The sequence below is a fragment of the Lysinibacillus sp. RU7 genome (genome assembly GCF_057837305.1).
In genome coordinates this window covers 98,937-110,424 of record NZ_JBYQFK010000002.1, presented here as the reverse complement: position 1 = coordinate 110,424, position 11,488 = coordinate 98,937, and the positions used below count along the sequence as shown (strand labels likewise).

Genomic DNA, 11,488 nt, shown 5'->3' with positions numbered 1-11,488 from the left:
ACTACCGTATCCGAGCAAAAAGTCACTGTATCCGGTCAAAACCATCTGGTGCGAGCAAAACACTATCGTCCCCAGTCAAGGTCCTGCAGTGAAACGTTAAAAGACATTTATTTTTAGCCGAAATGTAAGCGAAGGAGACGATCAGCTTGCAATCTGGAGGCTGATTTTTAAAGTCAATCATTATGCTGGAACATTAAAATGTACATCTATAGTACAAATGCTTTTGTGACAATTTCATTCGATATATAAATGTATACAAAAATACCTATTAATAGGATAAAATTATTACAAACTGTTCGAGGAGGAATTCTGGTTGAAAAAGAAACAATCTATGGCACTATTATTTGCTGCTGTATCAAGCGTGGCTGTTTACTCGGAAGTGCAGGCTGCTAACATCATTCAAGAGAGTGACTTTGCGGTAGATTCCTATTTTCAAGGTGCTATACCATTACCTGAAGTAGAGGCGCGTGTAGTAGCTTCAGTGGATGTACCGGTTGTTACGAACTTAGAGGATCTGCAACAAATCATCTACAAAGAAATGCAAAGCTTCACAAAATCTTTTCAAGTGCAGTATAAAGGGAATACACAACAACTAAAGTCGAACATTATGAATCTTTTAATTGAAACAAAGGAAAAAGATGATTATACATTAGGGACGGTATTAAGCTATGGATATAGCTACAAAGGTTATGAGAATGACGTCACATTAACGATTAATCTTGGCTATACGACAACGGCCAAACAAGAAGCGTATGTCACATCTGAAGTGAAGCGTCTAGTCGCAGAGCTGATTGATCCTTCCATGAGTGATGTGGAAAAAGTAAAAGTGATTAATGACTATATTGTGAAAAAAACAACGTATACAACAAACACAAAAGCTTCGCCGCATGCAGCATATACGATTTTGACAGAAGGTAAAGGGGTATGTCAGGCATATGCGATGCTTGCGTATATGATGCTAACTGAAGCAGGCATCAAAGCACACTATGTCACGGGTTTTGCGAGAGAAGATCATGCATGGAATTTAGTGAAAGTAGACGGGAAATGGTACCACCTAGACCCAACGTGGAATGATCCTGTATTTTCAATGTCCTACCCAGAACTGAAGGATTATATTTCATATGATTACTTTTTAATTTCAGATAAAGTTATTTCACAAGATCATCGAATGGATAAGCGCCCGGGTTTACCAGCCGCTACTTCTGAACGATTCAGTGCTTTACGTAGTCAGATGTCTATGCTATTCACAATGAATGGAATTCGTTATTTACTACTTCCTGAATATATCAATGGTAACCTGTATTATGTGAATTATAGCGACCGAAGCTATGCTATTAATCAGATGAATCTATTAGCTACTATTCCAACTGTGGAGACATTTGCAAATGTGCGGGCAATGGATATTTTAGCCACGAATGAGGCGCTATATTTTGTGGATTTAGATCGTAATTTTGGTTTAAGTAAAATTAATTTAGCTACAAAAGAGGTGACTTCTTTACATACAGGTGACGTCATCACATCGATCAAAAAAGATACAAAAAATGTTTATGCTTACAATCAGGAAAAGCTGGTCTTTTCTGAACCGATTCAACAACATGTGCCGACCATTCCAGCTGACGTAATTGCAGTGAAGAAAGCGATTGTGGCGTTGGATCCTCTCGCGGCCACATTTATTCAAGATGTAGCGACGGTCCAAGCGAAGTTTAAAACGTTATCTTTAGAAGAGCAAGCACAACTCGGTAGCGATGCGCAGCACTCACTGCAAGCAGCAATGGAAACCGTAGCCTCTTACAAAGAAATGATTGCTACACTTACGTCGCAAATCGATGCATTAAATAAAAATAGTACTATAAAAGAAGCGGTAGCGACGATTCGACAAGCGATCAATAATGCACCCCCAGCAGTAAAGGCAGGGATGACAAACTTAGATGTGTTTACTACTATTGAGCAAGAATTAGTAGGTGCGGAAGTTGAAAAAATCACGTCTAATATTACGTTTTTAAGCAAGGAATTTACTAAACTTGCTGAGCAGTTACTAGCGTTTGTTCGAACATTCGGCGATTTAGCTGACCAATTATTATCACCCCAAGTGCTAGAGCAAGTAAAAGAAATTGAAACAAAATATGAGAAAATGCAAAACCTAACATTTGATCAAACAAAGCTATGGCATGAAAGTATAGCCGTAACAAAACCACGAAAACCATGGACCATTACATTATCGCAAGCCGTGAAAAACACGGAAGACAACCTTCAATTTATTCAAGTCGTCGATATGTTCGGCGATCCTGTAGATGTATCCATTCAAGTAGATGGTAAGAAAATTATTGTCACACCAAAAGCAGATTATGTAGCAGATATTCCATACACATTAGTCATTCAGCCAGGATTAGAAGATGAACAAGGTGTAAAATTACAACAAGGTACACATGTCACATTTACTTTTAAATAACCTCCTTCAGTAAAGGAGGTTGTTTTCGCGGGTAACTTCAAATTATGTTCAATGAACAGTAACAATACTTTTAAAATGGTATAATTATCAATATATTGTTAAAGTGAGGGGTATAAATGAAAAAAGTGATACAGGTCCTACTTGTGTGTTTCTTAGTATTTACTGGGGCAATGAGCGCCCAAGTATCGGCTGAAACAACGATTAAAACATTGCCACAAGTGTGGGCGTTAAATGATTTCAAAGGAACATTATTAGATGCCGCTTTTAGTGCAGATGATACGAAGCTCGTAACCGCAAATGGGAGTTCCAAAATACAAATTTGGAAAACGGTAACCGGGGATCTTGATCTTGAGCTCGATATGCCAGACGGACTGGCTGTCGAAAAGGTAGCGTATAGTCCAGACGGTACGAAATTGGCAGTAGCCAATAAGGCACATCCAAGTGGTTTGTTTATTTATGTCATCAACACGGAATCAGGGAAAGTGATACATAAATTAAAGGTGTCATCAACATCAGCTTCAGTAAATGATGTACAATTTAACGATACAGGTGAAGTTTTATATAGTGCAACAGATGCCGATAATAGTGTATCGATTTGGAATGTGAATACAGGAACATTAGTGCAAAAGTTTTCTTTAGGACAAGAACCAGTAGGGTTAGCGTATTTAGTGAAAACCAATCAATTAGCTGTCGCGATTAAAAATGGTAGTGTCAGTATACGTGATGCATCGAACGGTCAATATGTACAGGAAATTGCTAACTATACAGGCAGCGTGAATGTAAAGAAAATCGACTATAATAAAAAAAATCAATTACTGTTTGGGATGAATGGTAATGATTCATTGTATATACGAACAGAATTAAATTTAGATGAACAAACAGTTGGACAATTAAAATTAGAAGATAGTCAAAAAACATTTGAATGGGCAGATTTTGCATTACGTCCAGATGGCCGCTTTGTAGCAGGCGCATTCTATCAATCAAGTGATACCCATGACTTTATTAATATAATCGATATTTATACAGGGAAAGTGGTAGCAAAAGCAAGTACACAAACACATTTTTTACAATTTAATAATAGTGGAACGCGCTTATTAGCAGGTACGGTTTTATACGATACATCGAAGTTGCCACAACGTTTACAAGTAGGGATTGCTGCACAAGCGAAAACAACGCTGTTAAAAGTAGGGGAGCGATTAGATTTATCGGTCGTTAACGTATTTAATGATAAGACCCAAATGCCGTTAGATAGTGAAAATTATACGATTACTTCATCCAATCCAGCCGTTATGGGGTTATCATTCGGCAAAATGGAAGCAAAAGCAGAAGGGAAAACAACGTTAACGATTACATCGGGTAGCTATAAAACAACCGTCGATATCGTAGTCAATAATTATAAAGAACACATCAAGAAAACAGATGTAGCAGCAAATAAAGTATGGACAATTACATTCAACGAAAATGTAAGTGCCTCCTCTTTAACGAATCATAATATGTATGTGTTAAATAAAAAGGGGGAAAAAGTAGCTGTTACATACAGTGTGGACAAAGCGAAAGTGAACGTACAACCCGTAAAAAACTATACATCTGGTGAAACATACACATTATGGGTAAAAGAAGTAAAGTCAACAACGGGTAAAACCATGAAACAATATGAAATGTTAGAGTTTACAATTCAATAATGATTAAAGGGCTATTCAGAGGTTTTTTCTGAATGGCTTTTTATTGTTATAGATAGTTATTTTTCTCAAAAATACGAGGAAATTTGATTTTTTCTGTAGAGAAATATAGGAATGATAATAACCAATCTCACAAATAACTTGAAAGTCATACTGTGCCTGACAATATAATTTCTACGGACATTGTGCAATATGTATATTAATTAATTGTTAAAAAATTACCTATTTTAATCTATATGTAAAATTCTATGATACGATAAAACTGTAACTCTACTATACACTCGAAGGAGGAATTCAAACAATGAAGGCAGCAAGATGGTATAAAGCAAAGGACATGCGTGTGGAAACAATTGAGGAACCAGTGATTGCACCAGGGAAGGTCAAAATTAAAGTACATTGGACGGGTATATGCGGTAGTGATTTACATGAATATGCGGCAGGACCAATCTTTATTCCTGTAGACGAACCACATTATATTAGTCAAGATATTGCGCCAATCGTCATGGGGCATGAATTCTCTGGTGAAGTAGTAGAAATTGGTGAGGGTGTTACAAAGGTACGTGTTGGAGACCCAGTTGTGGTAGAGCCAATTCTTGCGTGTGGCGAATGTGCTGCCTGTAAAAAAGGAAAATACAATATTTGTAAGTATCTCGGATTCCACGGTTTATCTGGTGGAGGCGGAGGCTTCTCTGAATATACACTGGTGGATGAAAAAATGGTACACAAAATGCCAGAGGGATTATCGTACGAGCAAGGTGCACTTGTAGAGCCTGCCGCCGTTGCTTTACATGCTGTTCGTCTCAGTAAGCTGAAGGCAGGAGATAAAGCAGCTGTTTTCGGTACAGGTCCGATTGGCTTATTAGTCATTGAGGCGCTTCGTGCAGCAGGGGCATCAGAAATTTATGCAGTGGAGCTGTCACAGGAACGAGCGGCAAAGGCATTAGAGCTAGGTGCAACAGCGGTGATTAATCCACAGGAAGAGGATGCTGTCGCCCGTTTACAGCAGCTAACAGATGGTGGTGTGGATGTAGCCTTTGAAGTGACAGGTGTGCCCGTTGTACTAAAGCAAGCGATTGACTCTACAACGTTTGAAGGAGAAACAATCATTGTTTCGATTTGGGAAACAGAAGCTTCAATCCAACCGAATAATATTGTCCTGTCAGAGCGAACAGTCAAAGGGATTATCGCCTACCGCGATATTTTCCCAGCGGTAATGGAGCTGATGACAAAGGGGTACTTCCCAGCGGAAAAGCTTGTGACAAAACGTATTAAGCTTGATGAAGTGGTCACAGAAGGCTTTGAAGCGTTAATGAAAGAAAAAAATCATATTAAGATTCTTGTGAACTCACAAGAATAAACGTTATGATGAGTTTGTGCAAAAATAGCGTATTATGTTGAAGGTAGAACTGAGGCGTGAAAGAAGAGATTACTACCTACTTATTCATACAAAGAGTTATCTATAAAGAATAGGAAAAGCCTGTTAGAGATCATATTATGATTCTTTAACGGGCTTTTTTATGCGAAATGCTTTTAGTAAAGTTTAATAATGCATGAGAGGTGTTCATTGAGCGGAGGCGACTTGACTTGTGCAGGAACAGCAATGCTTTTCTGCGACGAAAGGGAGGAGTCAGCTGTAGCGGAAGTCAACACGCGTGATAATATATAGAAGACAAAAGAGTCGTAGTTTTTGATGTTTTTATTTTATACTATGAGACGGGCCGTAAAGACAATACGACCAACCTAGGAAAATCGATTTTATATGGAGGAATGGTAGGTGAATGTTACACAGCTTATTGCAGGAGCATTGGTCGGAAGCTTAATGTTTCCCTCATTTTCCGATGGATTACAGAAAATACAAAGTCAACACCCGATTGCACCGATCGTATGTAAAGGTGCAAACGACAGTACGGAAAATAACGGAGTCGTACCGTATGCAGCGACATGGATTTGGCACGCTGAAATTTAGAAAAAAATGCAGAGCAATACGTGCAGTTTATGGAAGAAAAACAAATCGCTAAAGTTTATGTGCAAGTGAATGTAAAAGTAAAGAATGACGTGTATGCGACCTTTATGCAAATAGCAAATCAAATCGGTGTGCAAGTATATACATTAGATGGACATCCTGATTCGGGTACAAATACCCAATCGGTAGAACAATTTAAAGAGTGGGTAACGAGTTTTCAAGAAGAGTATGGGCTATCGGAAGGTGTTCATATTGATGTGGAGCCGTATACCCTTTTGGTTTGATACGGTCGCTTACAACAATCAATTTGGGCAAGGAATTGTAAGTGAATATATTATTGACCTAGTAGACAGTGTGTCCATGATGGCTCGGCATGTGGGAAGAACGGTATTATCGCCTTATCTGCTACAGAGATGGACTATGCACAAAGTAAAGGGAAGTCGATTATGGTGGCCATTGAAACATTTGACACAGAGGAGGGGAGTTCCTTAACTTTTCACGGTAAAGATGAAGCCTATATGAATATGGAGCTCGCAAAAGTGTATAAGCGTTTTAGCAAGCGTGATAGATTTGATGGTTTTGCCATTCATTACATAGATACATGGATGCTGCTTCGTGAGTAAGAGACTAATACGTATAGGAAGAATAACCTCATGTATTCATATACTAGTAGATTGTTTAGATGATTCGGTAGTCCTGTAGATAAGGAGGCAAATCAAGAAAAAACCTTTATAGTTCGCTTCTATATAACTTATTTTTGGGTAATTTCTCACTCTGTAATCTTACATAAAATAGTAATTTATAGTATGATAGAGATAAATCGCTACCTAAGGAGGGGATTCAATGAAAAAGTCAAAAAGTATTGCATGGAAGCTTTCGGCACTTATCATTAGTGTCTTTTTAGTATTATTTATTGCCTACTCATTTGTGACAAGTACAATCCTTTATAAACAAAGTATGGAGGATGCTGAAAGTGCAACCATTCAACAAGCAGAGCTATCTGCCGCTAAAATGAGTGAACGTTTTGAGAAGGCTAATGATACATTAACAACATTAAAACTTATATTCGAAAAGCTTCGCGCTACGAATGAGTTAACTGCTGAAAAAGTATTAACTTTACTGGAAGCGAATGTAACAGCCAATCCAGATTTAATCGGTGCAGCGGCCGTGATCGAAGATTTCAATATAGACGAGGAAACAGCGTTACAGGCAGGTCTTGTTGATGCGAAAAAACGATTCATCCCTTATGTAGTGAAAGAAGGTAGTTCGGTGAAAACTTATCCTATTGAAGGGGTGGACAATCAAGAAATCGCAACATGGTATTGGACACCAAAGAAAGAAGGAAGGGCTATTTTAACCGAGCCTTATGAATATGAAGTGAATGGAAAGACGCTGTTACTAACAACGCTCGTTGTTCCGCTTCAAAAACAAGATGGCACATTTTTGGGCACGATTATGTTTGATATGTCTGTCGACTTTTTAACCGAGCTTGTGACAACTGTAAAACCAACGAATGGCTATGCGAGTATTATTACAGATGCCGGTATGCTGACAGTCAATAGTATAAATGAAGGTTTAAATGGGACAAACATGCAAGATGCAATCGATTGGATGACTGTAAAATCGATGTTAGACAATGGTGAAGCAACGGGGCTTTATGTTGATTCTCGTCAATTAGGAGAATCCTCCTTTAATGCGTTTGCGCCTATGATACTAGAGGGAATTGATAATCGATGGTCTGTTCAGCTTGTATTACCAAAATCCGAAATTCTCTCTACATATAATGAGGTTTTATTTTATACAGTGTTTGCTGGTCTCGTCATTGTCTTGCTCATGGGCGGTGCCACAGCTTGGTTTATTTTTAGACAATTACAGCCATTAAAAGTATTACAGGAATCAATGGAAACAGCCGCAAACGGTGATTTAACTAAAGTGGTTGATGCCACATACTTAAAGCAAGGGGAAATTGGTGCAGTGGCAACTGCCTATAACCATATGCTTGAAAAAACGAATGATGCGATTCATGGCGTGTTGCAATCGTCCACATTGTTGAATAGTGCCTCTCAACAGGTGACGACGACTTTTGATGAGGTTGTCGCTTCTAGTCAACAAGTAACCGTTGCCACAAATGAGATTGCCCAAGGCGCGGCCAAGCAGTCAGAGGATACAGAAGAAACGAATTCGCGCGTGATGGATTTGTCCGATCAAATTGATGCCTTAAATGAATTAGCAGCAAAAATGAATGTGCTAGCGAAGCAAACACAAGAGACGACTGCAAAAGGGATGCAAGAAGTGCACAATCTGCATGCTCGAAACACGGAGACAAATGAAATGAATGCGGATGTGCAACAGCAAATTGAATCCCTCGCCGCAAATATTGCGAACATTAATCAAATTATTGTATCGATTCAAAGTATCACGGCGCAAACGAATTTACTAGCGTTAAATGCAAGTATTGAAGCAGCACGTGCAGGCGAGCATGGAAAAGGGTTTGCGGTCGTAGCAGAAGAAGTACGCAAGCTAGCAGAACAGTCTAAAAATGAAACAGAAGTCATTCAGCAAACAGTGGAAAGTATTTTACGTGATTCGCAGCAAACGGTAGCGATTATTGCCTCCAATGCAAGCTTACTCCAAGCGCAAAATGAATCTGTTCAAAGTACAGAAGCGGCATTTAAAGAAAATAATGAGCTTTCTACGGCGATTGCCACAGCGATTACGTTATTAGTAACAGAGCTAGAAAATATGATGGAATACAAAAATCAGGCTCTTACGTCGATTCAAAGTATTTCAGCGATTTCCGAGCAAACAGCAGCTTCGGCAGAGGAAGTAAGTGCCTCCACAGCCGATCAGCAAGTCGAGCTAGAACGTGTGAACGATTCGATTAACAGCATGAATGATATTGTGAAAGAGCTACAAGCTATTGTGAGTCGCTTTAAACTGTCAGAATAACATCGTATTATAAAGACTTTGTGAGAGGGATTTTCTCGCAAGGTCTTTTTTGTTTGGGGGATATATGTAAAGATGTCTTGTTAAATACAAGATGCTATATAAGTTCATTTTAATGTTCTAGCATAACCGTAGTGTTTTACTCGTACGGTGATGTTTAGACCGGATACCATGACGTTTTGCTCGGATATGGCAGCTTTTAGACCGGATACGGTGGGCTTTTGCTCGTATGGTGATGTTTAGACCGGATGCCATGATGTTTTGCTCGGATATGGCAGCTTTTAGACCGGATACGGTGGGCTTTTGCTCGTACGGTGATGTTTAGACCGGATGCCATGATGTTTTGCTCGGATACCGTAGCTTTTAGACCGGATACGGCAAGGTTTTGCCCGGATACTAGATATCCACATAATTGATCCTCCTTAAATTAGCGTATTTTGAAAGGTTTTCCCAAGATGATGTAGAAAAGTATATATAGAAAGAAAAGGGGGATGGATATGTTATTTGAAGGAAAAGTAGGGATTGTAACAGCAGCAGGAAATGGGATTGGCCGCGCAAGTGCAATTGCCTTTGCACAAGAGGGTTCAGTTGTTATCGTCAGTGATGTGAATGAGGAGGCTGGGCAAGAAACGGTGCGTCTCATTGAAGAACTTGGGGGGCAGGCCGAGTTTATTGCGTGTAATGTAGCGGAAGAAGCGCAAGTGCAGTCTTTAATAGAAGAAACGGTGAAACGATATGGGAAGTTAGACTGGGCCCATAATAATGCGGGGATTGGGGCACCATCTAAACCAATTGGCGAAACAGATAGTGCAGATTGGGATCGATGTATTCAAATTACGCAAACAAGTCTTTACTATTGCTTAAAGCATGAAGTGAACGCCATGATTCAAACGGGCGGTGGTGCGATTGTGAACACTGCCTCTACATCTGGTTTATTAGGCAGTGAAAACTTAGCGACGTATAGTGCCGCGAAATGGGCAGTGAATGGTTTAACGAAATCGGTTGCTTTAGAATATGCCAAGCAGGGTATTCGGGTGAACTCGATTTGTCCAGGTATGACATTGACAGGGGCAGTGGAGCAATGGGCAAAAGAAGTGCCAGAACAAGCAAAGTATGTCGAAAATGACATTCCGCTTGGGCGAATGGGGAAACCAGAAGAACAGGCCAACGTTGCTGTTTTCCTATGCTCAGAAAAAGCCGCTTACATTACAGGGGTGAATTTAGCGGTTGATGGTGGACAAACGGCGAAATAGTCAATATAAGGGACTAGACTAGCATATAAAACACCTTCTATTTCCTAACCAGGAGAGATAGAGGGTGTTTGACTTTACAGAAACTCATATCCTCGAAACGGGATGTAATGAACAGTAGCAAGTTATAATTTAAAGCTGGTTTTTTAGTAGTATAGGAACTTATTAAAATACAGACGATTCAATTCATTTTTACTAGCATGTTATACTAGAGATAGAAGTAAATACTTGTTGAGGGACGTTAATGATGGAATTAAGACAATTAGAGTATTTTCTAGTACTTTGCGAAGAATTGCATTTTACAAAAGCAGCGCAAAGATTATACATTTCACAGCCTACACTAAGTCAGCAAATCAAAGTGTTAGAACAGAAATTTGGATTGCCTTTGTTTGAACGAATTGGAAAGAAAATTTTACTAACCGATGCAGGACAAGTGCTCTATACACAATGCCTGCAAATTTTTAAACAGATTGAAACGACGAAGCAGCAAATGCAGGAGTTGCACCAGTTACAGAAGGGACATTTGAAAATTGCCTCATTGCCTGGTGAGTTAACAACGTTACTTTCCGAGAGTGCGCTAGCCTATATGGAAGCATATCCTGGGATACAAGTATCCATTACAAGTACGGATGATGTATATACGTTATTGAAAGAAAATAAAGTAGATTATGCTTTTTCCTATGCCCAGCATGCGCTGACGATGTATGACGAGCAATTTGTCGAGGTGCCGTTGTATACAGAGGAATTTTATTATGTTACATATCCGACAGATCCACTGCTACGCTATGAGGAGTTAACGTTAGATCAATTAGTGGATGCTCCACTTGTGCTATTTCCGACTATCCACGTTTGTCGAAATATTTTAGACAAGGCATTAAAGGAAGAGGAATTGGTATTCAAGGTACAGTTTGAAACAGCTAGCACACAAGCGATTTTTCAGTTTGTACAAAAAGAGCTTGGGAGTACAATCGTGGCGAAATCATTGTATGAATCGCAGGAGCGTGAAGGGGTAGTCGGGCGACCGATTCATCATCCCGATTTAAGACGGGATACGGTGCTCATTGTGAAAAAAGATAAATATTGGAACATCGTCGCAAAATCCTTTATGCCGATGTTAATGGATCATTTAACGAAAAATAAGCTCATTGTTTCAGCACATACAATTCATGCCTTTATCGAAAAAAGTAGGAGTGCCATATAA

9 protein-coding genes are annotated in these 11,488 nt (G+C 39.2%); all 9 read left to right on the top strand.

Annotated features, from left to right (window positions below; translation table 11 throughout):
- The first annotated feature begins 313 nt into the window (after positions 1-313).
- The 9 genes from AC3II9_RS02150 to AC3II9_RS02110 all read left to right on the top strand — a co-directional run bounded on the left by AC3II9_RS02150 (position 314) and on the right by AC3II9_RS02110 (position 11,488).
- Complete coding sequence (locus AC3II9_RS02150) at positions 314-2,449, top strand: transglutaminase domain-containing protein (protein ID WP_489152842.1); 2,136 nt, start codon at positions 314-316, stop codon at positions 2,447-2,449.
- A 116-nt stretch (positions 2,450-2,565) separates the two neighbouring features.
- Positions 2,566-4,131 carry an Ig-like domain-containing protein gene (locus AC3II9_RS02145; RefSeq protein WP_489152841.1) on the top strand — a complete coding sequence of 522 codons (1,566 nt, stop codon included), beginning with the start codon at positions 2,566-2,568 and terminating at the stop codon, positions 4,129-4,131.
- Between the two features lie 298 nt (positions 4,132-4,429).
- Positions 4,430-5,485: a 2,3-butanediol dehydrogenase gene (locus AC3II9_RS02140; RefSeq protein WP_489152840.1), complete on the top strand. Its 1,056-nt coding sequence runs from the start codon at positions 4,430-4,432 to the stop codon at positions 5,483-5,485.
- Between the two features lie 417 nt (positions 5,486-5,902).
- Positions 5,903-6,094 (top strand): hypothetical protein, encoded by a 192-nt coding sequence (locus AC3II9_RS02135; RefSeq protein ID WP_489152839.1) that lies wholly within the window; start codon positions 5,903-5,905, stop codon positions 6,092-6,094.
- A gap of 29 nt (positions 6,095-6,123) precedes the next feature.
- On the top strand, positions 6,124-6,375 hold the full coding sequence (locus tag AC3II9_RS02130) for a hypothetical protein (protein WP_489152838.1): 252 nt from the start codon (positions 6,124-6,126) through the stop codon (positions 6,373-6,375).
- Positions 6,376-6,504: 129 nt separating this feature from the next.
- The gene (locus AC3II9_RS02125) at positions 6,505-6,714 is read left to right on the top strand and encodes a hypothetical protein (protein WP_489152837.1); all 210 of its coding nucleotides are present in this window, start codon (positions 6,505-6,507) and stop codon (positions 6,712-6,714) included.
- Positions 6,715-6,934: 220 nt separating this feature from the next.
- Positions 6,935-9,040, top strand: coding sequence for a methyl-accepting chemotaxis protein (locus AC3II9_RS02120; RefSeq protein WP_489152836.1), 2,106 nt, complete (start codon positions 6,935-6,937; stop codon positions 9,038-9,040).
- A 494-nt stretch (positions 9,041-9,534) separates the two neighbouring features.
- Positions 9,535-10,290, top strand: a complete 756-nt coding sequence (locus AC3II9_RS02115) for an SDR family NAD(P)-dependent oxidoreductase (protein WP_489152835.1) — start codon at positions 9,535-9,537, stop codon at positions 10,288-10,290.
- A 241-nt stretch (positions 10,291-10,531) separates the two neighbouring features.
- Positions 10,532-11,488 carry a LysR family transcriptional regulator gene (locus AC3II9_RS02110; RefSeq protein ID WP_489152834.1) on the top strand — a complete coding sequence of 319 codons (957 nt, stop codon included), beginning with the start codon at positions 10,532-10,534 and terminating at the stop codon, positions 11,486-11,488.

What these genes read in the sequence shown, in the direction of transcription:
- AC3II9_RS02145 (WP_489152841.1), top strand. Translation starts at nt 2,566, where the DNA reads ATGAAAAAAGTGATACAGGTCCTACTTGTGTGTTTCTTAGTATTTACT.
- AC3II9_RS02140 (WP_489152840.1), top strand. Translation starts at nt 4,430, where the DNA reads ATGAAGGCAGCAAGATGGTATAAAGCAAAGGACATGCGTGTGGAAACA.
- AC3II9_RS02130 (WP_489152838.1), top strand. Translation starts at nt 6,124, where the DNA reads ATGGAAGAAAAACAAATCGCTAAAGTTTATGTGCAAGTGAATGTAAAA.
- AC3II9_RS02125 (WP_489152837.1), top strand. Translation starts at nt 6,505, where the DNA reads ATGGACTATGCACAAAGTAAAGGGAAGTCGATTATGGTGGCCATTGAA.
- AC3II9_RS02120 (WP_489152836.1), top strand. Translation starts at nt 6,935, where the DNA reads ATGAAAAAGTCAAAAAGTATTGCATGGAAGCTTTCGGCACTTATCATT.
- AC3II9_RS02115 (WP_489152835.1), top strand. Translation starts at nt 9,535, where the DNA reads ATGTTATTTGAAGGAAAAGTAGGGATTGTAACAGCAGCAGGAAATGGG.
- AC3II9_RS02110 (WP_489152834.1), top strand. Translation starts at nt 10,532, where the DNA reads ATGATGGAATTAAGACAATTAGAGTATTTTCTAGTACTTTGCGAAGAA.